Raw genomic sequence first — 24144 nt, 5'->3', positions numbered from 1 at the left:
CATGAGAGAATTTTTAACAATTGAAAGAACAGAAGCAAAAAAAAGATTAGTCGTAGAGAGAACAAAGGATTTTGGAGAGATTTACGAAGTTTTTGACAAGAGTGAAGCTGCAACGCAGAGCGAGAGATGTATCCAGTGCGGAGACCCGTTTTGTCTTAACAAGTGTCCGCTTCACAACTATATACCTCAGTGGCTCAAAGCTGTAAGCGAAAAAGATCTGGAGTTTGCATTTAAACTCTCAAACGAACCATCTCCGTTCCCTGAAGTTATGGGGCGTGTTTGTCCGCATGACAGACTTTGCGAAGGTGACTGTACTCTAAATGACGGTCATGGTGCAATTACGATCGGCTCTGTTGAGACGCATATAACGGAAGAGGGATTTAGAGCAGGGCTTAAGCCTGATTTTCCTGGAATTACAACAGATAAAAAGGTGGCGATCATAGGAAGCGGTCCTGCCGGGCTCTCTGCTGCTACATATCTTCTGCGTTCAGGCATCGCCGTAACGGTTTATGAGAGAAGCGACAGAGCAGGCGGGCTTATGACCTACGGGATCCCTAACTTCAAGCTTGATAAAAAGATAATAGAGCGCCGTATAAAGTTTCTTGTAGAGGCGGGCATGGAGCTTGTGCTAAATTGCGAAGTAGGCAAGGATATAACCTTTGAAGAGATTGCTCAAAATCATGACGCTATGTTCATAGGTATCGGCGCCACAAAAGCAAAAAAAGCCTCTATAAACGGCGAACAGGCACCAAATGTTTACAAAGCGATGGAGTACCTGACTGCCATTCAAAGAAAGAACTTCAAGCTCTCTTATGATAAAAAGTTTGATTTCAAAGATAAAAACGTAGTCGTTATCGGCGGCGGAGACACTGCTATGGATTGTCTGAGAACTGCTAAGAGAGAGGGCGCAAAAAGTGTAACGTGTCTTTACAGACGTGATGCGCACAATATGCCCGGAAGCCAAAAAGAGTATAAAAACGCAATGGAAGAGGGAGTTGACTTTACATTCTTCGTCTCTCCTAAAGAGATCATATTAAACGATAAAGGCAATGCCGTCGGTGTTGAAGTGATCAAAACTACTCTTGGCGCAAAAGATGATAGCGGACGTCAAAAGATGGAGGAGTTAAAAGGGAGCGAATACAGGGTAAATGCCGATGTTATCATTATGTCTCTTGGTTTTGATCCTGAATCTCCTTCTTTCTTGGCTGAAAATGGCATAGATACCAACAAGTGGGGCGGAATCATAATAAATGAAGAGACTCACGAGACTACAACTTCTGGAATCTATGCCGGGGGTGATTGCTATAGAGGTGCCGACCTTGTAGTAACTGCCGCGTATGACGGGCGTGAAGCTGCAAGAAGTATAGTAAAAGCACTCCTTAAATAGTTTTTTATGTATATGCATTTTTTTTGCATATACGTCTCCTTCTATCATCAAAAATTATAAAAATAAAGTATAAATTCGATATAATTCCCGCGATAATATATAAAAAAGGATAATTTTTGAACTTACTTAGCATTTTTTCTAGAAACAAAAATATAAAAGAACCGGTTAAAAGTGAAGCTCCCGCACATTGGGTAAAGTGTAAATCATGCCAATCCCTTATGTACTACAAAGAGGTCGAGAATCAAAGACATGTCTGTCCTAAATGCGGATACCACATAAGAATAGGCGTAAAAGAGAGAATAGAACTTTTAGCAGATGAGGGAACATTTGTTGAGTATGATTCTACTTTAAGACCTGTCGATCCGCTGAAATTCACAGATAAAATATCATACAAACAGAGACTTAAAGATGCAGAGGCTAAAACAGGCAAGACTTCATCCGTTGTAAGCGGAGAGTGTGAGATGAACGGTGTTCCTGCACAAGTCGTAATCTTTGATTTTGCTTTTATGGGCGGCTCTTTAGGCTCTGTTGAGGGTGAAAAGATCGTCCGTGCGGTAGATCGTGCTATAGAGAAGAGACAGGGACTTATCATCCTTAGTGCAAGCGGCGGAGCGAGAATGCAGGAGAGTACTTTTTCACTGCTTCAGATGAGCAAGACCTCCGCTGCTTTGGCAAAACTATCAAAGCATAACCTTCCATATATTTCCGTTCTTACTGACCCTACAATGGGCGGTGTCAGTGCATCATTCGCTACGCTTGGCGATATTATCATTGCTGAGCCGGGAGCCTTGATCGGTTTTGCCGGGCAGAGAGTTATCGAGCAGACGATCGGCTCTGCTCTTCCTGATGGGTTCCAGCGAGCAGAGTTTTTGCTTGAAAAGGGCTCAATAGATATGGTTGTAAATAGAAACAATCTTAAAAAAACACTCTCAGACCTCCTAACGCTTCTAAAAGTTGCATAATGCGTCTTTACGCACTCTGTGACCAGGAGCTTCTAGATAAGAGAGCTATCTCTTTAGAGGAGTATATCCGCATTGCCAAAGAGCAAAAGGCGGAAATAATACAGTACCGCAATAAAAGTGCGGATTTACAATTAATCAAACGCCAGCTTATTAAGATCAGAAATATGTATGAGGGGTTTTTAATAGTAAACGATGCGTATGAGCTTGTAGAGTTTTGCGACGGTGTACATGTCGGGCAAGAGGATCTAAGAGAGATAGACCCCGACCCTTTAAAAGCTATAAAGATATTAAGAGGCGTTACTGGAAAAGATAAGATACTGGGCATTTCAACTCACAGTAAAGAGGAAGTTCTGCAGGCAAATGAGATGGATTTGAACTATATAGGTCTCGGAGCTTACAGAAGCACTGCTACAAAAAGTGATATATCAGCTGTCTTGGGCGAGAGTCTTGATGAGATCGCCTCACACTCAAAACATTTTGTCGCGGCAATTGGCGGCGTAAAGAAGAGCGATAAATTTTCTAACGTGACATATCATGTCATAGGAAGCGGACTGCTTTTATGAATATAGAGATAGTCTCAATAGCAAAAAAAGAGCGCTCTACCTATGATCCACTCTATAAAGAGCTTATAAAGATGATCTCCCGCTTTGCAAAAGTAGACGATACGGAACTTTTTAACAAAGATGTAACAAAAGCACACACTATCTCACCTGAAGCTTCAAAGCAGGCTTATTCAAAACTTTTAGAGCCTTATATATCAAAAGGTTTTAACGTAATATTGCATCCTGATGGAAAAATAATCGATAGTTATGAATTTAGTAAGCTATTAGATGGTAAAATTGCGATTAAATTTTTCATAGGCGGAGCTTACGGCTTTGAGGACGAGTTTTTGAAAAAAAGCGATGTCGTTATAAGTTTAGGAAATATAACTATGAGTCATAAGATTGCAAAAGCAGTTTTGCTTGAGCAGATTTATAGGGGATTTTCAATTTTGAGCAACCACCCATATCACAAATAAGGAAAGTAAGTGCAAGATAGCGAATTAAAATACTTTAAAGAGATTTTAGAGAGTAGAAGAGACCAGATAATTAAAAACATCAAAGGTGTAAATGATGAACTTGACCAGTTAAGCCTGCTAGAGCTTAACGACGAGGGCGATCATGCATCTGTTGATAACAGCTCTATGGTAGAGAGCGCTATCGTGAGACAGCAGGAGAAAGAGCTAAGAGAGATCAACGTGACTCTTGGAAAGATCGCATCCGGTGATTATGGAATTTGTGAGATGTGTGAAGACCCTATAGGGTTTCAAAGATTGAAAGTTAAGCCTCATGCGATATACTGTATAGATTGTAGAGAGATCGTAGAAAAATCTAAATAAGGAGTATGTGATGCATATTAAAAGATACACAATCGCAGCGCTGATATTAATTGTTCTAATAGGATGGTATGTTTATGCTTTCGTAACACAAGATAGCATAAGTATTGACTTTTTTGGTACAGCACTGCCGTCATTTTCTGTAGCAGTGTGGGTAATCATCCCTATGATAATATTGTATGCTGCCAGCGTTATCCATATGCTTTTTTACTCGTTTTTAGGTACTTTAAGAAAACGCAAATATGATAAGGATTATGAGAGAATAGTTGATGCGATCGTAGATGCATATCTTGGAAAGCAGGAGCGTTCAAACTCATTCAAGACAGATAGATACAAATTGCTGGGTTCTCTTGTTGACAATGCTACCATTTTCCCGATCGGGGAGTTTGATGCAAACATCGAGAACAAAAAACTAAAAGATGTTCTTACTCTTATAAACAGCATAAGAGGCGGCGAAGCGGTCGAGTTGAAAAAATACTCCCTTAAATCTTCAAACCCTTTGGTCATTCAAAATGAGAGAAACAGATATAAAAAAGGCGATATAAGCGCCGAAGATATCTTAAGCGATAAAAACAAGTATGATATCAGCCTTCGCAAAGAGGTCTATGTAGATTTTGTAAAGTATGCTCCTCTTTATGCTATCGAGAAGTATAAAGATGCGCTTAGCAGAGAGGCTCTTTTTGAGATACTTTCAAGAGTAAATGCAGATCAGCATACGCTAGAGGTCTCAAACGACTCTCTGATAGCTCTTTTTCATGATCTGAAACTTGACTCTAAAGAGTATATCGAGGCTTCTAAAAAGCTCTCAAAGTCAATGCTTCCGGAGCAGAGAATTAAACTTTTTGAAACATTGAGCAATGAGGGCGAAGCTGCAACGGAAGCTTACCTCTTTACTCTTTTTGATCTGGAGATGTTGTCTCCTGCAAAAGAGATACTTGACATATCCCAGCCTAATGAGTATCTGACTTTTAAAGCGTACAGCGCGCTTAGAGATTGCGGAAAACATTTTGACATCAATCTCTTTATATAGTACGTTAAATTTATAATGAGTGAAAAACTATCTTTTAAAAAGCCCGTCTTTGTTTTAGCCCCGCTTGCTGGCTATACCGACCTGCCTTTTAGAAGCGTTGTTAAAAAGTTCGGAGCAGACCTTACTGTAAGCGAGATGCTTAGCTCAAACGCTCTGGTTCACGGCTCTGCAAAAACGCTTCATATGATACAAAAAAGCCCAAATGAAGACCCATACTCCGTACAGATAGCAGGTGCCGAAGTTGACGTCATACGCCGGGCTGTCGAGATACTGAATGAGCAAGAGGGGATAGATATAATCGATCTTAACTGCGGCTGCCCAGTGCCAAAAGTTGTTGGACACGGCAGCGGTAGCTCTCTGCTTTTAAACCTTCCTTTAATGGGCGATATTATAAAAACTATCAAAGAGACCTCAAATAAAAGTCTAACAAGCGTAAAGATAAGACTCGGTTTTGAGAAAAAAAACCACATAGAGATCGCAAAGATAGTAGAGGATAGCGGCGCGGATTTTATAGCCGTTCACGGCAGAACACGCGCTGGAAAATTTAAAGCCGCAGTTGACTATGATGCCATAAAAGAGATCAAAGAGGCTGTGAAAATCCCCGTGATCGCAAACGGAGACATAGATTCGTACGAAAAAGCAAAGTGGGTTTTAGAGCACACGGGGGCGGACGGAGTTATGATAGGAAGGGGTGCGGTTGGCGCTCCTTGGATATTTCATCAGCTCAAATCCGGCAGTGAGTTTATTGACAAAAACATAAAGCATGATATAATCATGGAGCACTTTGATAAGATGATAGAGTTTTATGGCTCCCACGGAGTTCCTATGTTTAGAAAACATACTCATACCTACTCTAAAGGTTACCGGGGTGCATCAGCACTTAGAGACAGTGTAAACCGTATATCTGACGTACAAGAATACCGCGCTGTAATAGATGACTTTTTTAGTAATAGCGAGATAGTTTGTTAAAGATAAGTAAATCAATAAAGACATTAGACCACAGCGATATAGGCGATAACCTACTGCACTACGACTACAACGTAAAACATCTTCTCTCTCTGATAAGAAGAGGAGTAAGCAAAGATGATCCTCACTATTTAAGTTCATACCGCTCTTTTGAGGGCGAAGTTTTTGAAAACTTTATCTATGAAAAACTCCTTATATACGCAGTAGAAAATGATGAGATCGAGAAGTTCGTCTTAAAAGGTTTTCATCAAGACAAGATCAAAGCTCATGCAAATACACTCTCGATAAGCGAAAAACAGCAGATAGTATACAGAACCAAAAGCAGAGAGATAAGTGAGTTTGACGCTATGCTTATCACTAAGAACAAAGAGCTCTACTTTGTAGAGATGACGCTTGTAAAATCGGTTCTAAAACTTAGAAAAAGACTTAGAAAGAAAAAAGCGCTCCTTGAGATAATATTTCCAAACTATGAGATAAAAGCTCTTATAATCTTAAACGAGGGAGCTACAGGAGTGAGGCAGCTGCCCTCTTACTGTACGGTCTGGCTTACAGAGGGCTTTTCTGCAAATGAGGTTCTTGATTATATTGTAGATACGGATGCAAAAAAACTGATGCCCAAAAAGAGAATAAAATCTCCAAAGATGATAGAGGCGCACTCTTTGAAACTCTATCCGTTTAGATACTACAACACCATCTCTTGGATCACAAAGACCATCAACAGCAATAAAAAACATATACTCGATATGAACTTTTTAATGAGTGAGAAGATACAGAGATACCACGATCTTTACAATAAGTTCTATATAGGTTTTATAGACGCGGCGCAAATGAGAGATGTGCTAAAGCTGGAGAATAGCTGCAGGGATGATCAGAGAGTCATTGTAGCACTTGAGAAGAAGCACTCCGATGAGATAGTGCTTACATACTATATACAGCTGACCAGAAAAAGCTTATACCTCTACTCGTTTGAGGACGAGAAGGTCGTAAAAGAGAAGAAAGACCCATACGGCATAACAGTAACCGAAGTCTATCATATAAGCAAGATGATGGATGAGAAGTACAGACTTACCACGGCAAATCTAAATATGATTCAAAAACTTTTGGAAAACCGCTTCAACCAAGACGCTTCTTGATCTAAACTTCATATCTGACAGAAGCAGCCTTCTCTTTATATGCTTGCAGATACTCCTCTTTTGAGTCCTCACCGCCGCCGTTTAAAAAATTGTCAAGCTCTTGGTGTCTGCTTTGTAAAATAGACTCAAAATCATCCTGTGTTGTCGGTCTGTTGTGTGTAAATCTGTCAAGCAGAATATTGTTCTTTCCCATAAGAACAAGATAGCTCTGTTCGCCAAAATCAAGCATCACCACACTGTTTTGCTCATCTAGAGATTTTTGAAATCTTATAGTGACATCACCGTTTTGGATGCTTGGCTGCTTCATCTTAGCAGCCTCTTTGGTATTGTTGTTATTGTTTTCTGCAAATAGCCATGAAGATGTTTTTTTTACATTTGGCTGAGTAGAGACTCTTTTTTTGATGTAAAAAAGTATGATTATCCCTATGATCAAAATTGTTATAACTATGTAGTAGCTCTGCGCTATGTCGTCACTCTTTTTTGTCGGAAGTGAAGCAAGCAAGGGAGCTTCCGTCTGCAGTGGCTCCTTAACGCTCTTAGGAGCTTGTGCAGCCGCAGTAAATCTTAATCTGAGACCGTAGGAGTCGGATGTTTTAGATGCCTGAAGAGCTACGGAAGGGGGCACATTCGCAGATATCTGCGTATAGCCAGACATCGGAGTTATGGTAATTGACTTTATATATTTGGATGAGAGTTTTTTTACCTTTGCAGACTCTATTGAGGCATCTTCAAGCTTTATTAGAATGTTTGAGTCGCTTGAGCTCTGTTTTATAACGCCCTCATACGGAGTGTCAAAAGTTATCATAACATCAACTCTCTCTGTTCTGTCGTAGATGTTATAGCTTAAGATCTTTGAAGCGTAAAGTGAAAGCGGAAGCAGGAAGATCAAGAAGAGTTTTATCATAGTCTCTCTTTAGCAAGATGGTATAAGACGGCACTTGAATCCAGTATCTCATTTATACGGATAGCAAGGTTCTTCTCATAGACCATTACCTCGCCTTTTCCCAATATACGACCGTTAACATATGACTCGACACTCTCGCCAGCAGGTTTTTTCAGGTCTATAATAGAACCTTTTGTAAGTTTTAAAATATCGCCTATTGAGAGTTCGGTCTCTCCCAGTTCAGATACGAACTCCACTTCCATGTCCAGCAGACCGGAGTAGTCCATCCATGAGAGCTCTCTCTCAGGATCGAACGTAAACTCTTTAGCCCCATAAGTGCGTCTTCTTTTATTCAACTATAGTTCCTTAATAGCGATGATCATCTCATCATCTTCTACTTTTAAGACTTTTGCATTGTCATACTTAAAGTCAAAAATATCTATTTTTTCAAAGTGCGGAGTGGACATATTGTAAGACTCGGACTCATTCTGACTTGCTAGAACCTTTGCGCTTCCTATTATAAGGTTTGCGGTCTCAAGAGTCATGTCTATCAAAGTATCCTCATCGCTCTCATCCTCTTCTAAAAGAAGTGTAGATATTCTCTGCGCAAAACTCGGAGTTGCGCCGATGTAAACTCTATGCTTGTTGCCGTCTATACTTTCTATATCTATATAAGCAATAACCGTTCTCGTTTTGGTGACATTGTCATGCATCTCATAAGGCAGTCTTATCTGATGGATACAGAAATTTTTTGAAGCTTCTATAATTGTGTTTAACATTCTTTTGACCCCTGTTTGGGAAATTATACATAAGGGTAGCTCTAAAAATTCTTAATATATTTATGTGGAGCCATTAAGATGATATAATTGCAAAAAAAGTTTTGATGATGATTGAATTGATTTTTTTAGGCATAGGTGTCGGTCTGCTTTCGGGGTTTTTCGGGATCGGCGGCGGAACCATACTTGTCCCTCTGCTGCTGCTTCTGGGCTATAGCATAAAAGAGGCTATCGGCATATCCGTAGTGCAGATGCTCTTTAGTTCGCTGTATGGAAGTTACCTTAACAATAAAAAGGGAACGCTTGATGTTCCTATGGTCTTTACGATAGGCATAGGCGGCTTTGTCGGAGCGCTTTTTAGCGGATTTTTAACCTCGCTCTTTAGTGATCTTGCGTTAGAGCTTATATTTTTGGCATTTGCACTCTTTGCGCTTAGCAGGCTCTTCTATAAAACAAGCATAGATGTAGAGCAAAAGGAGTTAAACAGAGTAGTTCTGTTTGTAATAGGTTTTTTTGTAGGTCTTCTCAGCATGCTTATAGGAGTTGGAGGAAGCATCATCTTAGTGCCTATTTTGGTTAGTTTCTTGCATGTGGATATCAAAAAAGCGATATCTGCTGGGCTCTTTTTTGTGGTCTTCTCATCTGTGTCTGGGGTTATATCTCATACTTTAAGCAGAGATATAGACTTCTTTAGCGGAATAGTTATTGGCGTCGCATCACTTATAGGCGTCTATGTCGGTATCTTTCTTAAAGACAGCGTAGATTCGGTTCTGCAGAAAAAACTATTAGCGGGTTTTTATCTATTAATTGTTATATACTTGATACAGAGAATATTATTTTAGAGGAATATAGGTCATAAATGAAAAAAAGAGATGTTATAAAGATAGTCGGTGCAAGAGAGAACAACTTAAAAAATATATCGCTTGAGATACCCAAAAACGAGCTGGTCGTATTTACGGGTCTTAGCGGAAGCGGAAAATCAACTCTGGCATTTGATACGCTATATGCTGAGGGGCAGAGACGCTATATGGAGTCTCTATCCTCTTATGCTAGACAGTTTTTAGACCGTGTAAGCAAGCCTGATGTCGATAAGATCGAGGGGCTTACTCCCGCAATTGCGATAGATCAAAAAACAACCTCTAAAAATCCGCGCTCAACGGTTGGGACAATTACTGAAATATATGACTACCTGAGACTTCTATATGCCAGAATAGGCACTCAGCACTGCCATAAATGCGGCAAGGTGGTCTCTCAGATGAGCGCGTCTGATATTATCGCCGAGGTCGCAAAACTCCCAGAGGGTGCAAAGCTTGTTCTTTTGGCTCCTTTGGTGCGTGAAAAAAAGGGAAGCTTTCATGACATCTTGGAGTCTTTGGTACATAAAGGGTATGTACGTGCGATGATCGATGGCGTAATGGTAAGGCTAGATGAAGAGATAGAGCTTAGCAAAACGAAAAAGCATACCATCAAGGTCGTTATAGACAGGGTCGTAGTCAAGGAGGAGAACAAAGAGAGAATAGCCGCTGACGTTGAAAAAGCGCTAAAAGAGAGCTACGGCGAACTTGAGATAGACATTTTGAACCATGAAGAGCTTGGACTCAAGAACTCCAACATACACTACAGCGAACACAATGCCTGTTTTGACTGTAAGATAAGTTTTGATCCGCTAGAACCCCTCTCTTTCTCTTTTAACTCTCCAAAGGGAGCCTGCAGCGAATGTGACGGACTTGGACTTCGCTACGCACTCGACCAAGACAAGATAATTGACAGAGACCTCTGCATAGAAAAGGGTGCCGTAAAGATAGTATACGGCTTTAACAAAGGGTACTACTTTACCTTTTTAAAAGGCTTTTGTGCGGCAAACGACATCGACATTACCGTGCCGTACTCAGAACTGCCTGAGTATAAACAAAAAGCGATACTCCACGGAGGCATCGATGAAGTTAGCTTTCTGTGGAAAACCCATGAAGTTAAGCGCGTCTGGCCCGGAATCATCAAGATAGCATACGATATGTTCAAAGATGAGAAAGAGTTAGCTGACTATATGAGTGAGAAGGTCTGCAACGTCTGCAGGGGGCACAGACTAAAAAGAGAGTCACTTGCAGTAAAAGTGGCAAGCAAAGGTATTGCAGATATTTTGGATATGCCTATTGCAAAGAGCTATGAGTGGTTCAAAGAAGAGGGCAACTTCTCGTCTCTCTCAAAACAGAACGAGCAGATATCCGCACCTATTTTAAATGAGATACGCGAGAGACTCTACTTTTTGTTTGATGTCGGTCTTGGCTATATCACGCTTGGGCGTGACGCAAGAACCATAAGCGGAGGAGAGGCGCAGAGAATCCGCATAGCTTCGCAGATAGGCAGCGGTTTAACCGGTGTTTTATATGTTTTGGATGAGCCGAGCATCGGGCTGCATGAGAGAGATACGCTAAAACTTATCCGCACGCTTAGAAGCCTTCAGGAGAAGGGGAACAGCGTTATAGTCGTCGAGCATGACAAAGAGACCATTGAGAATGCGGACTTTATAGTAGATATCGGAGCAGGTGCGGGAAAATTTGGAGGAGAGGTCGTTTTTGCAGGAGAGCTTGATAAGCTAAAAAAGGCAAAAACACTGACCGCGGACTATCTTTACGGCAGAAAAAAGATTGAGTATTTTTACAGAAGAGCGCAGGATAAGTTTATAGAGATAAAGAACGTCACACTTAACAATATAACCGATTTAAGCGCAAAGATACCGCTAAACAACTTTGTCTGTATAACGGGCGTGAGCGGAAGCGGAAAGAGCTCCTTGATGCTTCAGACACTTCTTCCGACAGCCAGAGAGCTTTTAAATCATGCAAGAAAGGTCAACAAAGTAGCGGGGGTCGAGATAACGGGATTAGAACATGTGGACAAAGTGATCTATCTCGACCAAAGTCCGATAGGGCGAACTCCGAGATCAAACCCAGCGACTTACACGGGCGTAATGGATGAGATAAGAAACCTTTTTGCACAGACAAAAGAGGCTCAGATAAGAGGCTATACAAGTTCAAGGTTCAGCTTCAACGTCAAAGGCGGAAGGTGCGAGAAGTGCCAAGGCGAGGGCGAGAACAAGATCGAGATGCACTTCTTGCCGGACATCATGGTCAAGTGTGACACATGTAAAGGCACGCGTTACAATCAGCAGACTCTAGAAGTGCTCTATAAGGGCAAGAACATATCTGATGTACTCAAGATGAGCGTTGATGAAGCGTATGAGTTTTTTAAGCCCATCCCGAAGATAAACCAGATAATGTCCACTCTTGTAGATGTCGGTCTCGGCTATATAACTCTGGGTCAAAATGCCGTCACGCTATCAGGCGGTGAGGCGCAAAGGATCAAGCTTAGCAAAGAGCTTAGCCGCAAAGATACCGGCAAGACGCTCTACATACTGGATGAGCCGACCACGGGGCTTCATTTTGCCGATGTTGACAGGCTGACGGGCGTTCTTCACAAGTTCGTAGAGCTTGGCAACTCCGTGCTTATCATTGAACATAACCTCGACATGATAAAAAATGCCGACTATATCATAGACATGGGACCTGAGGGCGGTAGCGGCGGCGGCCTTATTATCGCCGAAGGAAGCCCTGAAAAAGTGGCAGACGAGCATAAGAAAACAGGCTCTTATACGGGCGAATATCTCAAAAAAGAGCTAGCGCTGCATAAGTAGTATCGCTATTTTCAAGGAAAATAATGGAACAAATAAAATTAACAGAATATAGCCATGGAGCAGGGTGCGGATGCAAGATCTCCCCGATGCTTCTTGATGAGATACTAAAAACAGACATTTCAACTGCTCTCTACCCGCAGCTTCTTGTAGGAAACGAGCATAAAGATGATGCGGCGGCGTATGATCTGGGCAACGGAACATCGGTTCTCTCGACCACCGACTTTTTTATGCCTATTGTGGACGACCCTTTTACTTTCGGACGAATTGCCGCGACAAACGCGCTAAGTGATATTTATGCAATGGGCGGTAAGCCTCTTATGGCTATCTCTATCTTCGGATGGCCGATCGATAAGCTCTCAAGCGATGTCGCGCAGCAAGTAATAGAGGGAGGTCGTGCGGCCTGTGAAGAGGCTGGAATTCCTCTTGCAGGCGGACACTCCATAGACTCTCCCGAGCCGATATTCGGGCTTGCGGTTACGGGCTTGGTCGAGAATGAGAACCTTATGAAAAATAGCGGCGGCGAAGAGGATTGCTATATATTTCTCACAAAGCCTATAGGTATCGGTATACTTACAACGGCGCAAAAGCAAAAAAAGATAGAAGATACCCATATAGATGCGGCAGTTAATGCGATGGTAACGCTAAACAGAGCAGGCAGCGCATTGGCAAGCCTGAAGAGTGTTGTAAGCATGACGGACATTACCGGATTTGGTCTTTTGGGGCATTTAAGTGAAATTTGTGAAGCAAGCGGCATCAGTGCCAATATCTGGTTTGATAAAGTCCCGCTTCTGCAAAATGTTGAAAAATATAGAGCTTTGGGCTGCATACCCGGCGGTTCTCGTAAAAACTTTATGAGCTACGGTCATAAGATATCTCAGATGAACGATAAACAAAGAGAGATACTTTGCGATGCACAGACATCAGGCGGGCTTTTAGTACTTGTTAAAAAAGATGCTCTTGATGAGTTCTACAGCACTGCGCGCTCAGAAGGTTTGGAACTTGAGCCCATAGGAGAGACTCTGGCACAAGGCAAGCACTTGGTAGAGGTTTTGTAGGTGTCTAAACTCTTTGATGACTTCAGATCTATTGTCTTAAACAACACTCCGCTTATAGATGTTCGCGCTCCCGTCGAGTTTAAAAAAGGCGCATTTTTTAACGCCGTAAATCTACCAATAATGAGCGATGAAGAGCGACATGAAGTAGGTATTTGTTACAAAAACAGAGGTAACGAAAAGGCTATAGAGCTTGGACATGAGCTTGTAAGCGGAGATATAAAAGAGCAGCGGGTACAGGCTTGGCTCGGTTTTATGGATGCAAATCCAGATGCACTTCTGTACTGTTTTAGAGGCGGTCAGCGCTCCAAGATCGCTCAAGAGTGGATCGGTGAGAGGGGCAGAGAGATAGTGCGTCTAAAGGGCGGTTACAAAGCTTTTAGAAGTTATCTCTTGGATGAGCTTGAGAACTCCTATAAACAGTTCAAACCGATATTTCTCGGCGGCAGAACGGGATCGGGAAAGACCATAGAGCTAAAGAAGATGCAAAATGCAATTGATCTTGAGGCTCTTGCAAACCACAGAGGCTCCTCTTTTGGAAGAAAGATCACTCCGCAGACTTCACAGATAGACTTTGAGAACAATTTGATATATAAAATAATCCAAAAGTTAGAGGAAGGTTTTAAAACACTTGTTTTTGAAGATGAAGGCAAGCACGTTGGTAGCGTCTTTATGCCTGATAGCTTTATTGATATTTTACCAAAAGTGCCTCTTGTCATACTTGAGAGAGAGATGGATGAGCGCATAGATATAACACTAAACGAATATGTCGTCGATGCTCAAAAAATGTATGAGAGTGCAGGGTACAAAGATGCTCTTGAGGCGTGGCAGCTGGATATTAAAAGCGCTATGGAGCGAATTAAGAGGCGGCTTGGTGACCAGAGATACAGAGAAGTTTACGCAATTTTTGAAGATGCGCTTGGAGAGCAGAAGAGAAGTGGCTCTTTTGAGAAGTATAGGGATTGGGTAGAGTATCTCCTACGTGAGTATTACGACCCGATGTATGATTACCAGATACAAAAGCGCTCTCATCTGGTCACTTTTAGAGGAGACGCAAAAGAGGTTCATGAGTATATAAAGAGTGCTACTTAGCTCCAAACTCTCCCGATGGCTCTTGATACAGTTTGAGGTCAAACTCTTTTAGGGCGACAAGAAGATGGTCGAAAATATCGGACTGTATATCCTCATACTCCGCCCACTTGTTTTTGTTGCTAAAAGCGTAGATCTCAAGAGGCACGCCTTTTGAGGTAGGTTGAAGCTGTCTGACTATAAATGTGAAGTTTTTGCTGTCAATGTTTGGATTATTTTCCAGGTATCTCTTTACATACTCCCTAAAAGTCCCTATATTTGTGAGCTTTCTCTTGTTTAGAGTTATCTCATCGGTAGTGTCTACCACTTTTTGTTTCTCTTGCAGATAATCTTTTATTATCTCTATTTTGTTCAGTTTTTCCAGTAGCTGAGGAGTGCAGAACTTTATGGAGTTCACATCTATAAAAAGAGCCCTTTTTATGCGTCTGCCACCGCTATCGCTCATCCCGCGCCAGTTCTTAAAGGAGTTCTCCATAAATTTGTAAGTAGGGATAGTAACTATCGTTTTATCCCAATTCTGCACCTTTACGGAGTGAAGCGCGATGTCTATGACCTCCCCGTCCGCTCCAAAGTTCGGAGCCTCAATCCAGTCGCCTACCTTGAAGAGGTCGTTTGCCACGATCTGAACGCTTGCGACAAGCGAGAGGATGGTGTCTTTAAAGATGAACATAAGTACCGCGGTAAATGCACCCACCCCGCTTAGAACACCCCACGGAGAAACACCGACCAGAATACAAACAGCGATGATAAAACCTAAGATGTAGACAAACATCTTGAGTAGCTGGATATACCCTTTTATAGGCTTCTCTTTTGAGACCTCAAAAGAGTTGTAAATATCCAAAAGAGCTGATAGAAACTTATCTATGCTTTTAATAACTACTATAGCTATCCAAAAACCGACTATCTGCGAGAGCGCATCTTGCATGTTTTGCGGGTACATGCTAGAGAAGTAGAGGATGACAAGCGGCGGAACAATATGGGCGAGCTGTTCAAAAAAACCTGACTTTACAAGCGTATCATCCCAGCTGGACTTTGTTTTAAATATCAGCTTATGTATGATCTTTATGATATATTTTTTTGATATGAAATAGGCAATAATCGAAGCGATTACGCTCAGTCCTATAATCGAAGATAGTTTTAAAAGAGCTTCAAAATCAATGTTTGTAATAATATTTTCCATAGATGTCCCAGTTACTTAAAATAGATGATCGCTTCAGGTAAAAATAACGGCTCTGTTTCTTCCGCCGTTTTTTGCTTCATAGAGTGCCTTGTCTGCTTTTTCGACTAATGTTTTTTCATTGTCCTCATGCTCGAGTTCGGCAATTCCTAAGCAGATAGTTTTGTGCCCGACCTTTTCAAACTCATGCTCCTCCATGGCAGCTCTGAGCTTTTGGGCAAGAACAAAAGCTTCGTTTTTGTTTGTTTGAGGGCAGATAACTACAAACTCTTCGCCGCCCCATCTTCCGAATATATCGGATTTGCGCAAATTTTGAGATATTACTTTTGTACTTTGGCTTAGCACCATATCACCGACCTGATGTCCGTAAGTATCGTTGACAGATTTAAAATGGTCAATATCAACTAAAATCAGAGATAACGGCTGAGAGTGTCTTTTTGCGACCTCCATCTCTATCTGCAGAAACTCTTCAACTCTTCTTCTGTTATATATGCCTGTCAGTTTATCTATGGTGGCAAGTTTTTCAAGCTCTTTTTTAGCTGTTATATCTATCCCTATAGAGACAAAAGACTCTATATTGTCCTCTTTATCTATTTTTGGGACTATGTGTTGTTCAAGCCAGTATGTGCTTCCGTCTTTTTTTCTGTTTTTTATCTCTCCGACCCATGTTTTCTTAGAGCATATCGTCTCCCACAGATCTTTTATGATGGCTTTGTCTCTGCCGGGATCTTTTATAATACTCATCTTTTCCCCGATCAGTTCATCTTTTGAATAACCGCTGGATTCTTCAAATGCGCTGCTTACACCCAAAATGGTACTGTCAGTCTTGGTCGTAGCAGTTATTATATATCTGTCGATTATAGAGGTGTACTCTTTTAGTTTTTTATGTGCATTTAAAAGAGAGGTCTGAAGTTTTGCAGGGGCTTTTGAGACATAAAAAGAGGTAATGAAACTAAGTATTACAGTTAAGATCAAAACGATAGCACCGCTCTGGAGTATCTCATTTTTCAGACTCTCTTCGTAAGTGTCGCTTGTCTTTAAGATAAAGAACGCTTTATCTTCGTTTTTTAAGATATCGTCTATAGGGTATACGTAAATTCCATCTTTGGCATCTAGTCCATTTGGAAAATCTTCATGGATGCCTCTTTTGATATTTTTGTACTTGTTAAAAGAGTACTCTTCATTAGGGTGAAAAATATAGTTTTTCTCTTTGTCTATAATATAGTGTGTAAAGCTTGATGATGTGCCCATTGCATTGAAAAGCTCTTGCGTTAAGATGTTTACAATGACCATTCCCATAAACTCACCATCTTTAAGCAGGGGCGCAGCTACTCTAATGGTAGGGTTATAAGGTACTTCTATTTTGTCGTTTTCTATATTTAGGTCGAGTTTTGAGTGCCAAACACTCTCTTGTGCCAGTTTAGACACTGTTTTAAAATAGTCTCTACTGCTTTTGTCCTGAAGCTTTGAGCTCTCTACGACAAAAGGTTTACTTTCTTTATTTTTTCTATCTACCCTGACAAGCTCTTTGCCGTCTTTATCGATAACCCTCGTCTGCATTATTCTGTTTTCAATACCCATCAGGGCAAGAAAGAGTTCCTCAAGTCTTTTTTGCTTATCTGCACCCTTTGTGAGAATAAAATCTTTTACAAGCTCATTTTCTCTTAAAGATATTGCAATGTCATCCATATTTTCTATTGCAGGTTTTAGGATGGTTTGAGTTTTTATCTCAAATATATCTTGCGCTTTGGCATCTATGGTTTTTTCTATATCGCCCATGTGGATTATATAGGTGCTAATAGCACTAAATAGAGAGATCAAAATCCCAAAAATTATAAAATAGATAATAAAATATTTCTTAAAATTTTGCTGTGTCAAGAACTGCCCTTTATTTTATGTATAATAGGATGGTAGCAAGTTTTATTTAAGAGATTGATTAATATTGCCAATGGGCTTTAGAATACTCTTTATTGCAGATAGCGGAGATGACCATGAAAGTTTTACTCACAGGTGCGAACGGATATATTGGCAGACGGTTGAAAAATCTTCTTAAAAATCAAAAAGATATAGAACTTAGAGTTTTTGTTAGAAATAAAAATAGTTTTTCAGAAGATAAAAACAAGAACATAGAGATCATAGAGGGTGACACATTTGACAAAGAGGCTCTAAGAAGAGCACTGCAGGGAGTAGATACCGCTTACTACCTTATCCACTCTCTAAGTAAGGATAACTATAAGGACCTCGACAGGCTCTCGGCTCAAAATTTTATAGATGTGGCAGAGGAGTGCGGTGTTAAAAGAGTCATCTATCTCGGCGGACTCGGAGTAAAGAACAGCGATACAAGCAAACACCTGCTAAGCAGAATAGAGACAGGAGAGATACTCAGCTCTTCAACCACTGTGCAGACTGTCTGGGTGCGTGCGGGAGTTATCATAGGTTCAGGGAGTGCAAGCTTTGAGATCATAAGAAACCTTGTTGAGAAATTGCCCGTTATGATTACCCCAAAATGGGTAGATACCTATGCTCAGCCGATCGCCGTTGACGATGTTATAAGCTATCTTTTCTCATCTTTGTATCTTGAGTATTATGAAAATTTGGTAGTAGATATAGGCGCAAAAAAGATGATGTACAGAGATATGATGCTTGAAACTGCAGAGGCTCTTGGTTTAAAAAGGTATCTTATTGCAGTTCCTTTTATGAGCATTACTCTCTCTTCTTACTGGTTAAATCTTTTTACACCTGTTCCTTTTAGCGTAGCAAAAGCGCTTATAGAGGGACTGAGATCTGAAGTAACAGTTCAAAATGATAATGCAGAAAAATATTTCGCCAATATAACTCCAATAAGTTACATTGATGCCGTAAAAAAAGCAGTACAAGAGATAGAACAGAACCAAGTCATAAGCAGATGGAGCGATGCAGACGGCTCATCTTGGGATAAAAAGCACACTAGAGAGATAAATGATGCAATTTTTGTAGATAGAAAAGAGGCTGATATCAGCTCTTATGACAAAGAGAAAATTTTTAAAGCTATCAAGTCAATCGGCGGAGAAAATGGCTGGTTCGATTATGACTTTCTTTGGGAGATTCGAGGCATTATTGACAAAGCATTGGGCGGTGTAGGGCTCAATCGCGGCAGACGCGACAGCTGTGATCTGAGACTAGGTGAGTGTCTTGATTTTTGGAGAGTTGAAGACATACGGGAGAATGAGAGACTTCTGCTCTATGCACAGATGAAGATACCAGGTCATGCATGGTTGGAGTTTAAACTAGGTGGTGAGAAACTTATTCAGTCTGCATACTTCTACCCAAAAGGTATATGGGGTAGAATATATTGGTATATGCTTATACCTATGCACTACTTTATTTTTAAAAATATGATAGAGAGCATTTTAAAAAACAGTCTTAAAGAGTAGTCTGTTTATCACAGCACTTTTTGTATTTTTTACCGCTCCCGCAGGGGCATGGTTCATTGCGCTCTATTTTGGAGCTGAAGTGTTTTCCGTCTTTGTAGAGCCAAGCACCATCTTCATAAACAAAGCTGCTTCTCTCATGCTGAACCTTTATCCCTTCGCTGTCTCTGTAGTAAGCTTTAAACTCTACAATGCTCTCTTTGGCTTGTAGCACATCTAGTTTTAGCCAAGAAACAGCCCTTGAGAACTCCTCTATCAGCAGTGCATCATCAGGGTATCGGTTCTCTTCTACGGTAGTGTTTATGATGTACTCAACATTGCCAAGAACATAAGCGCTGTATCTGCTCCTCATAAGCTCTTGAGGAGAGTTTGGTTTTGAATCACCACTTAAAAACGGCTCACAACACTCATTAAACTCTTTTTTACTGCCGCAATAACACTCCATTTTTCTTCCTTTATGTAATTAAATGATAAAAGATCCACGTTGTTGCAAACGATAAGAGGATCCCATACCCCACAATGGCAGAGCTAAGGCGCGGAGCCAGACCTGCCATAGAAGCAACAGCCGCTGCCGTTATCATAGGCGCCATGGATGATTCCATGATCGAGACAAGTGCCGCCTCTGAGTTCCATCCGAAGATAGTGCAGACAAAGATAGCGACAAGCGGAGCAAAGATAAGTTTTATTGCCAGAGCTACGGAAAATGGCTTAATATCATCTTTTGGGAGCTTAAAGCGGAGCTGAAGGCCGACAGCTACGAGCGCTAAAGGGATGATGGTAGCGGCAAGCGAAGCGAGCACGCTCTCTATGACGGGATTAAAAGAGGTGCCAATTAAAAAAAGTGCAATAATAAGGGCTAAAAAAGGCGGAAAATATAGTATCTTTAAAAACAGTGCGCGTATGTCTACCTCTTTTGTGCTTGAGTAGTAGACAGAGACAAAGGTTCCGTAGGTCGAGAGCGCTATAAAAGTTCCAAGCTGATCGTACATTAAGACATAGCCGAGCGCATCTTCTCCAAAATATGCACTGACAATAGGAATGCCAAGATAGGTGGTGTTGCCTAAGACCGCCACAAGCATTAAAGAGCCCGTTACCTCTTTAGTGAACGAGAAGAGTTTTGAGAGGTAAAAGACAGCTATTGCACTCATGCTCATAACGCTCCAAGCGATAAAAACAGGGATGAGCGCATCAATAGAGAAGCTTAGTTTTGGAATTTTAAGCAGAACAAGAGCGGGCGCAGAGATGTAGAGAATAAATTGATTCAGTATCAGCGGAGTCTCTTTGGGAAAAAGATCGGATTTACTTAAAATATACCCAATAAAAATGGCGCTAAAAATAAGTGCAAAGCTTTCCATGCTGTCGTTTCTTTTATTATTCTTTCAAAGGGAGTTTTGTTAATTTTGGAAGTATATAATCTTTTATTTAAATAGAGACTACAATATGAAACTAGAGGAGAAGATATGAGCAAAACATTTAAAGAGGCGATGGATTTCAGACATGCCTGCAAGCTTTTTGATGAGAGCAGAAAAATCTCGGATAAAGAGATCAGAGAGATACTTGAAGCGGGGCGTAAATCTCCATCGTCGTTCGGAATGGAGCCGTGGAAATTTCTGGTCATTACAAACGAGGAGCTAAAAGCTAAGATCAGACCTCACTGCTGGAACCAGCCCCAAATCACAACCTGTTCTCATCTTGTAGTCATACTCGCTGCCATAGAGAGCGTAAAGCCTGAGTATGGAGTGGTTAAGAAGAGATTTACAAGAAGAGAGATGCCGAGTGAGATGCTTGATTTTTATATGGATAAGTATGCGACTCATCTTAGCAAAACGCTAAGCAGCGATGAAAATATACTCTGCTGGACTGCAAGGCAGACATATATTGCAGCGGCAAATATGATGACATGTGCGGCAACGCTTGGTATAGACAGCTGCCCGATAGAGGGGTTTGACAAAGAGGATGTAGAAGCGGTACTAGGGCTTGATACTAAAAAATATCAACTATCTTTGATACTCCCTTTTGGATATAGAGTAAATGAGCAGTCGTCTCAATTGAGATTGCCGCTTGAAGAGGTAGTAGAGTTTATAGAGTAGAGAATTTTGCGATAATGGGGTTATGGTCGGAGATCTTTTTACTGTCTATGACCTCTGAGTATGTAAGGTTCAGATATCTGTAAAAGATGTAATCGAGTGAGTTTGTAAATATCTTCTTGATGTGTTTGTCGTCGCCGAACTCAACCTTTTTCAGTGATAGATTGTGCGTAAACTCATTTAAAAACTGCACCCTTTTAAGATTCCAAGTATTAAAGTCACCAGCTACTATCATCGCTCCTTTATGGTTTTGCACAGATGCATAAAGATGGTCAAGCTCATTCTTAAATGCACTGTTGTTTACAAAGTTTATAGCGTGCAGGTTTACTACAAGAAGTATGTCGTTGTTTGGCATTTTATGATGTGTAATAAGCGAGACCTTGTGTGTAGCATATCTGAGTTCACGTTTTTTGCTAAGCAGGGCGAACTCATCTTCGCATGACGATTTAAAAGCGCTTAAGACGCCGAAAATATGTTTTTTTGTCTCTATATTTGGAGAGAGCACATAGGAGTAGTCATAAATATCAAGCTCATGTGAGATGCTCTTCTTGACCTCCTGAAGCAGCATCAGATCAAAGTCATGGCTTTGTATAAGTCTCTCTATAAACTCTTTGTAGGAGATGCTCATTGTAAGTTTTGCCACGTTCCAGCACAGAAGAGTGAACTCTCCTCTTAGGCTCTCTTCTTGATGTCTTAGCGATTTTACAAAACTCTTTGGCGCAAACATGAAAAGACCTTAGAGCTGTGGAGCGAGTATGCGCAGAAGGTTTTCAAATATCCTCTTTGGCGCAGAGACGTTTTTTGTTCCGAACGAGGAGTCCTCTATAAGCTTTTGCGCCCAAAGTTCAACCTCGCTTATGATCTTTTTTGAGTAGACAAAAGTCCCAACCTCATAGTTTAGAAAAAGGCTTCTGTTATCGAAGTTCACGCTTCCTAGGATCAGAGTCTCGCTATCAAAGATGATCGCTTTAGCGTGAAGCATAGCGCCGCTATAGAGATATATCTTTATACCTGCCTCTTCAAGCTCTCTCATGTAGGAGCTTCTTACAAGATTTACGATAGTGTGGTTTGCCTCTTTTGGAGTTATAAGCTTTATATCCACTCCCCTGTGGTGAGCTATGATAAGCGCTTGTATGAGTGTCTCATTCGGAATAAAGTAGGGAGTTATGATATATATATTCTCTTTTGCTCCGTATATCGCCGAGAGTAAAACCTCATAAAGAATATCTTTATCGACATCCGGACCTGAAGGAACTACCTGCAAAAATATCTCTCCATCTTCATGCAATTCGCTCTTTGCGTACTCTATCTGCTCATCTGAGGCGTATTGCCAGTCTGAAGCAAATACTTCAAAAAAGTGCTCAACTGAGCCGCCTTTGAGCATAAACATAACATCCTGCCATCTGCTTTTGTCATCTTTTGGACCAAGATACTCTTTTGAGAGGTTTGCCCCGCCGCTTAAAACCTTCTCGTTGTCAAATATGTATATCTTTCTGTGGTTTCTAAGGTTTATGTAGTTTCTAAATGGCATCTCAAAAACAGGCATAAAAAACTCCACTTTTGCGCCGCTCTTTTTTAGCTTCTCAAGTCTGTGACGAAGCAGATACAGAGGAAGCGAGCCCAAAGAGTCTATCAGTATCTTGATCTCCAGCCCCTCTTTGGCTTTTTTAATGAGAGCATTTAATATCTCTTTTGTAACTCTGTCGTATTTGAAGATATATGCGCTTATGTAGATCGATTTTTTTGCTTCGTTTATGGACGATAGAAGTTCATTGTAAGTCTCCACTGCATCAAAGAGGAGCTTAAACTCGCTGTTTTTTGAAGCATCGGCAATGCCGTACTCTCTTAACATCTTATCTACGCTGTTTTGTATGTTTTCATCTGTGGTTCTGTTTTTGAGAATAAGAGTCTCTTTTTTGTATCTTTTCTCTCTCTTTCTTGAGCCTATAATAAGGTACAGAGCTACCGCCACGTAAGGAAGCAGGATTATAAAGAGCAGCCAGGCAGTTATGCTGTTGGGAGTGCGTCTGTTGTAGAGCATGTGGATCAAGACCATTATAATTAAAAGGGCACCGGAGACTATAAGTGAGTGGTAAAAAAATATATCGGTGCTTATGTAGTTGCTTATTTCATCCATTGTGAAATTATATCGTTATTTTACAACACAAAAATTCAGTATAATTACAAAAAAATTTAAAGGCTGCAGACATGTCAACATATATTTTTGGTCACACTAACCCTGATTCAGACTCAATAGTAGGTGCAATATCTCTTGCTTATTTAAAAAACAAGCTAGGCGAGGATTGTGTGCCTACACGCCAAGGCGATATATCACCGGAGACGGAGTTTATACTCAAGAGATTTGGCTCAGAGGCACCTGAGCTTAAAACATCTTATGCGGGCGAAAAGGTCTATCTTGTAGATTTCTCAGATCTTGCACAGGCTCCAAAAGATATAAAAGAAGCAACAATACTGGGAATTGTTGACCATCACAAATTAGGCGACATTACTACAGATACTCCGCTTGAGTGCTGGATTCGCCCGATAGGTTGTTCAAACACAGTTATAAAAGAGATGTACGACTATCACAAAGTTGATATTCCAAAAGATATTGCAGGTATGATGATGTGCGCGATATTAAGCGATACCGTGATCTTTAAATCTCCTACATGTACAAAAATTGATACAAAAGCGGTCAAAGAGCTCTCCCAGATTTGCGGTATTGAAGACTATAAAGCTCTTGCAATGGAGATGTTCATAGCAAAATCGGCTGTTGAGGGCGCGAGTGCTAGAGATCTCAACACAAGAGACTATAAAGCTTTTGATATGAACGGTACAAAAGTCGGAATAGGGCAGTTGGAGATGGTAGATATATCTGTGCTAAATGACAGGATCGGTGATCTATTTGCGGATATGAAACTGATGAAGCAAGAGGAGGGGTTACATACGATAATAATCCTCTTGACCGACATTATGAAAGAGGGCTCTCAGCTCTTAGTGCTCAGCGATGATGCAAGCAAAGTTGAAAAAGCGTTCAATACAAAGCTTCAAGACAATCAAGCTTGGTTAGACGGTGTTCTTAGCCGTAAAAAGCAGGTTATACCTTTCCTGCAGCCGCAATTTTAACTA

Annotated in this window: 24 protein-coding genes; 15 read left to right on the top strand and 9 right to left on the bottom strand. The window is 40.9% G+C overall.

The window, feature by feature from the left end; all coding sequences use genetic code 11:
* The first annotated feature begins 1 nt into the window (after window position 1).
* The 8 genes from RBR61_RS05865 to RBR61_RS05830 all read left to right on the top strand — a co-directional run bounded on the left by RBR61_RS05865 (window position 2) and on the right by RBR61_RS05830 (window position 6853).
* The gene (locus RBR61_RS05865) at window positions 2-1387 is read left to right on the top strand and encodes a glutamate synthase subunit beta (protein WP_320342755.1); all 1386 of its coding nucleotides are present in this window, start codon (window positions 2-4) and stop codon (window positions 1385-1387) included.
* Window positions 1388-1503: 116 nt separating this feature from the next.
* Window positions 1504-2349 (top strand): acetyl-CoA carboxylase, carboxyltransferase subunit beta, encoded by an 846-nt coding sequence (accD, locus tag RBR61_RS05860; protein WP_320342753.1) that lies wholly within the window; start codon window positions 1504-1506, stop codon window positions 2347-2349.
* Window positions 2349-2912: a thiamine phosphate synthase gene (locus RBR61_RS05855; RefSeq protein ID WP_320342751.1), complete on the top strand. Its 564-nt coding sequence runs from the start codon at window positions 2349-2351 to the stop codon at window positions 2910-2912. Before accD ends, RBR61_RS05855 begins: the two co-directional genes overlap by 1 nt.
* Window positions 2909-3367 carry a 23S rRNA (pseudouridine(1915)-N(3))-methyltransferase RlmH gene (locus tag RBR61_RS05850; RefSeq protein ID WP_320342750.1) on the top strand — a complete coding sequence of 153 codons (459 nt, stop codon included), beginning with the start codon at window positions 2909-2911 and terminating at the stop codon, window positions 3365-3367. Before RBR61_RS05855 ends, RBR61_RS05850 begins: the two co-directional genes overlap by 4 nt.
* Before the next feature lie 9 nt (window positions 3368-3376).
* A complete protein-coding gene (gene dksA, locus RBR61_RS05845; RefSeq protein WP_320342748.1) occupies window positions 3377-3727 on the top strand; it encodes an RNA polymerase-binding protein DksA in 351 nt (116 codons plus the stop codon).
* A 10-nt stretch (window positions 3728-3737) separates the two neighbouring features.
* Window positions 3738-4754, top strand: coding sequence for a hypothetical protein (locus RBR61_RS05840; RefSeq protein WP_320342746.1), 1017 nt, complete (start codon window positions 3738-3740; stop codon window positions 4752-4754).
* A 15-nt stretch (window positions 4755-4769) separates the two neighbouring features.
* On the top strand, window positions 4770-5723 hold the full coding sequence (gene dusB / locus RBR61_RS05835) for a tRNA dihydrouridine synthase DusB (protein WP_320342744.1): 954 nt from the start codon (window positions 4770-4772) through the stop codon (window positions 5721-5723).
* A complete protein-coding gene (locus RBR61_RS05830) occupies window positions 5717-6853 on the top strand; it encodes a hypothetical protein (protein WP_320342742.1) in 1137 nt (378 codons plus the stop codon). Before dusB ends, RBR61_RS05830 begins: the two co-directional genes overlap by 7 nt.
* 1 nt (window position 6854) lies before the next feature.
* Here the strand turns inward: RBR61_RS05830 and RBR61_RS05825 are convergent, their stop codons facing one another.
* Genes RBR61_RS05825 through RBR61_RS05815 form a run of 3 tightly spaced genes read right to left on the bottom strand, consistent with a single transcriptional unit; the run spans window position 6855 to window position 8515 of the window.
* Window positions 6855-7757, bottom strand: coding sequence for a hypothetical protein (locus tag RBR61_RS05825; RefSeq protein ID WP_320342741.1), 903 nt, complete (start codon window positions 7755-7757; stop codon window positions 6855-6857).
* Complete coding sequence (gene fliN, locus RBR61_RS05820; protein ID WP_320342740.1) at window positions 7754-8092, bottom strand: flagellar motor switch protein FliN; 339 nt, start codon at window positions 8090-8092, stop codon at window positions 7754-7756. Before fliN ends, RBR61_RS05825 begins: the two co-directional genes overlap by 4 nt.
* Window positions 8093-8515, bottom strand: a complete 423-nt coding sequence (locus RBR61_RS05815; RefSeq protein WP_320342739.1) for a chemotaxis protein CheX — start codon at window positions 8513-8515, stop codon at window positions 8093-8095. It abuts the gene before it with no gap.
* Between the two features lie 107 nt (window positions 8516-8622).
* On the opposite strand from RBR61_RS05815, the gene RBR61_RS05810 reads away from it, so the two are divergent.
* Genes RBR61_RS05810 through mnmH form a run of 4 tightly spaced genes read left to right on the top strand, consistent with a single transcriptional unit; the run spans window position 8623 to window position 14344 of the window.
* A complete protein-coding gene (locus tag RBR61_RS05810) occupies window positions 8623-9354 on the top strand; it encodes a sulfite exporter TauE/SafE family protein (protein ID WP_320342738.1) in 732 nt (243 codons plus the stop codon).
* Window positions 9355-9371: 17 nt separating this feature from the next.
* On the top strand, window positions 9372-12200 hold the full coding sequence (uvrA, locus tag RBR61_RS05805) for an excinuclease ABC subunit UvrA (RefSeq protein ID WP_320342736.1): 2829 nt from the start codon (window positions 9372-9374) through the stop codon (window positions 12198-12200).
* A gap of 23 nt (window positions 12201-12223) precedes the next feature.
* Window positions 12224-13255 (top strand): selenide, water dikinase SelD, encoded by a 1032-nt coding sequence (selD, locus tag RBR61_RS05800; protein WP_320342735.1) that lies wholly within the window; start codon window positions 12224-12226, stop codon window positions 13253-13255.
* Window positions 13256-14344 (top strand): tRNA 2-selenouridine(34) synthase MnmH, encoded by a 1089-nt coding sequence (gene mnmH / locus RBR61_RS05795; RefSeq protein ID WP_320342734.1) that lies wholly within the window; start codon window positions 13256-13258, stop codon window positions 14342-14344.
* On the opposite strand, the gene RBR61_RS05790 is transcribed toward mnmH, so the two are convergent.
* Both RBR61_RS05790 and RBR61_RS05785 read right to left on the bottom strand, forming a co-directional pair.
* Window positions 14337-15521: a mechanosensitive ion channel family protein gene (locus RBR61_RS05790; RefSeq protein WP_320342733.1), complete on the bottom strand. Its 1185-nt coding sequence runs from the start codon at window positions 15519-15521 to the stop codon at window positions 14337-14339. The genes mnmH and RBR61_RS05790 overlap by 8 nt on opposite strands.
* A gap of 33 nt (window positions 15522-15554) precedes the next feature.
* A complete protein-coding gene (locus RBR61_RS05785; protein WP_320342731.1) occupies window positions 15555-17297 on the bottom strand; it encodes a diguanylate cyclase in 1743 nt (580 codons plus the stop codon).
* A 212-nt stretch (window positions 17298-17509) separates the two neighbouring features.
* Here RBR61_RS05785 and RBR61_RS05780 point away from each other — a divergent pair, with 212 nt between their 5' ends.
* Window positions 17510-18931, top strand: coding sequence for an SDR family oxidoreductase (locus tag RBR61_RS05780; RefSeq protein WP_320342729.1), 1422 nt, complete (start codon window positions 17510-17512; stop codon window positions 18929-18931).
* Here the strand turns inward: RBR61_RS05780 and RBR61_RS05775 are convergent.
* Both RBR61_RS05775 and RBR61_RS05770 read right to left on the bottom strand, forming a co-directional pair.
* Entirely contained in the window at window positions 18921-19373 is a 453-nt protein-coding gene (locus RBR61_RS05775; RefSeq protein WP_320342728.1) for a YchJ family protein, read from the bottom strand. The genes RBR61_RS05780 and RBR61_RS05775 overlap by 11 nt on opposite strands.
* 10 nt (window positions 19374-19383) lie before the next feature.
* Window positions 19384-20283 (bottom strand): AEC family transporter, encoded by a 900-nt coding sequence (locus RBR61_RS05770; RefSeq protein WP_320342727.1) that lies wholly within the window; start codon window positions 20281-20283, stop codon window positions 19384-19386.
* Window positions 20284-20388: 105 nt separating this feature from the next.
* Here RBR61_RS05770 and RBR61_RS05765 point away from each other — a divergent pair, with 105 nt between their 5' ends.
* Window positions 20389-21018 carry an NAD(P)H-dependent oxidoreductase gene (locus tag RBR61_RS05765; protein ID WP_320342726.1) on the top strand — a complete coding sequence of 210 codons (630 nt, stop codon included), beginning with the start codon at window positions 20389-20391 and terminating at the stop codon, window positions 21016-21018.
* Here the strand turns inward: RBR61_RS05765 and RBR61_RS05760 are convergent.
* Complete coding sequence (locus RBR61_RS05760; protein WP_320342724.1) at window positions 21008-21742, bottom strand: endonuclease/exonuclease/phosphatase family protein; 735 nt, start codon at window positions 21740-21742, stop codon at window positions 21008-21010. The genes RBR61_RS05765 and RBR61_RS05760 overlap by 11 nt on opposite strands.
* Window positions 21743-21751: 9 nt before the next feature.
* The gene (cls, locus tag RBR61_RS05755; protein ID WP_320342722.1) at window positions 21752-23152 is read right to left on the bottom strand and encodes a cardiolipin synthase; all 1401 of its coding nucleotides are present in this window, start codon (window positions 23150-23152) and stop codon (window positions 21752-21754) included.
* A 71-nt stretch (window positions 23153-23223) separates the two neighbouring features.
* Here cls and RBR61_RS05750 point away from each other — a divergent pair, with 71 nt between their 5' ends.
* Window positions 23224-24141, top strand: coding sequence for a manganese-dependent inorganic pyrophosphatase (locus RBR61_RS05750; RefSeq protein WP_320342720.1), 918 nt, complete (start codon window positions 23224-23226; stop codon window positions 24139-24141).
* Window positions 24142-24144: the final 3 nt, after the last annotated feature.

It is taken from the genome of Sulfurimonas sp. (assembly GCF_034005705.1).
GTDB lineage: Bacteria > Campylobacterota > Campylobacteria > Campylobacterales > Sulfurimonadaceae > Sulfurimonas.
This window is presented reverse-complemented; position numbering and strand designations above follow the sequence as displayed.

Bases quoted from the DNA above. Each gene is read 5' to 3' on its own strand.
- RBR61_RS05825 (WP_320342741.1), bottom strand. From the start codon at position 7,757: ATGATAAAACTCTTCTTGATCTTCCTGCTTCCGCTTTCACTTTACGCT.
- RBR61_RS05865 (WP_320342755.1), top strand. From the start codon at position 2: ATGAGAGAATTTTTAACAATTGAAAGAACAGAAGCAAAAAAAAGATTA.
- cls (WP_320342722.1), bottom strand. From the start codon at position 23,152: ATGGATGAAATAAGCAACTACATAAGCACCGATATATTTTTTTACCAC.
- RBR61_RS05855 (WP_320342751.1), top strand. From the start codon at position 2,349: ATGCGTCTTTACGCACTCTGTGACCAGGAGCTTCTAGATAAGAGAGCT.
- dusB (WP_320342744.1), top strand. From the start codon at position 4,770: ATGAGTGAAAAACTATCTTTTAAAAAGCCCGTCTTTGTTTTAGCCCCG.
- RBR61_RS05790 (WP_320342733.1), bottom strand. From the start codon at position 15,521: ATGGAAAATATTATTACAAACATTGATTTTGAAGCTCTTTTAAAACTA.
- RBR61_RS05840 (WP_320342746.1), top strand. From the start codon at position 3,738: ATGCATATTAAAAGATACACAATCGCAGCGCTGATATTAATTGTTCTA.
- RBR61_RS05785 (WP_320342731.1), bottom strand. From the start codon at position 17,297: ATGGGCGATATAGAAAAAACCATAGATGCCAAAGCGCAAGATATATTT.
- RBR61_RS05770 (WP_320342727.1), bottom strand. From the start codon at position 20,283: ATGGAAAGCTTTGCACTTATTTTTAGCGCCATTTTTATTGGGTATATT.
- RBR61_RS05815 (WP_320342739.1), bottom strand. From the start codon at position 8,515: ATGTTAAACACAATTATAGAAGCTTCAAAAAATTTCTGTATCCATCAG.
- RBR61_RS05810 (WP_320342738.1), top strand. From the start codon at position 8,623: ATGATTGAATTGATTTTTTTAGGCATAGGTGTCGGTCTGCTTTCGGGG.
- RBR61_RS05750 (WP_320342720.1), top strand. From the start codon at position 23,224: ATGTCAACATATATTTTTGGTCACACTAACCCTGATTCAGACTCAATA.
- RBR61_RS05765 (WP_320342726.1), top strand. From the start codon at position 20,389: ATGAGCAAAACATTTAAAGAGGCGATGGATTTCAGACATGCCTGCAAG.
- uvrA (WP_320342736.1), top strand. From the start codon at position 9,372: ATGAAAAAAAGAGATGTTATAAAGATAGTCGGTGCAAGAGAGAACAAC.
- RBR61_RS05760 (WP_320342724.1), bottom strand. From the start codon at position 21,742: ATGTTTGCGCCAAAGAGTTTTGTAAAATCGCTAAGACATCAAGAAGAG.
- RBR61_RS05850 (WP_320342750.1), top strand. From the start codon at position 2,909: ATGAATATAGAGATAGTCTCAATAGCAAAAAAAGAGCGCTCTACCTAT.
- selD (WP_320342735.1), top strand. From the start codon at position 12,224: ATGGAACAAATAAAATTAACAGAATATAGCCATGGAGCAGGGTGCGGA.
- RBR61_RS05775 (WP_320342728.1), bottom strand. From the start codon at position 19,373: ATGGAGTGTTATTGCGGCAGTAAAAAAGAGTTTAATGAGTGTTGTGAG.
- RBR61_RS05780 (WP_320342729.1), top strand. From the start codon at position 17,510: ATGAAAGTTTTACTCACAGGTGCGAACGGATATATTGGCAGACGGTTG.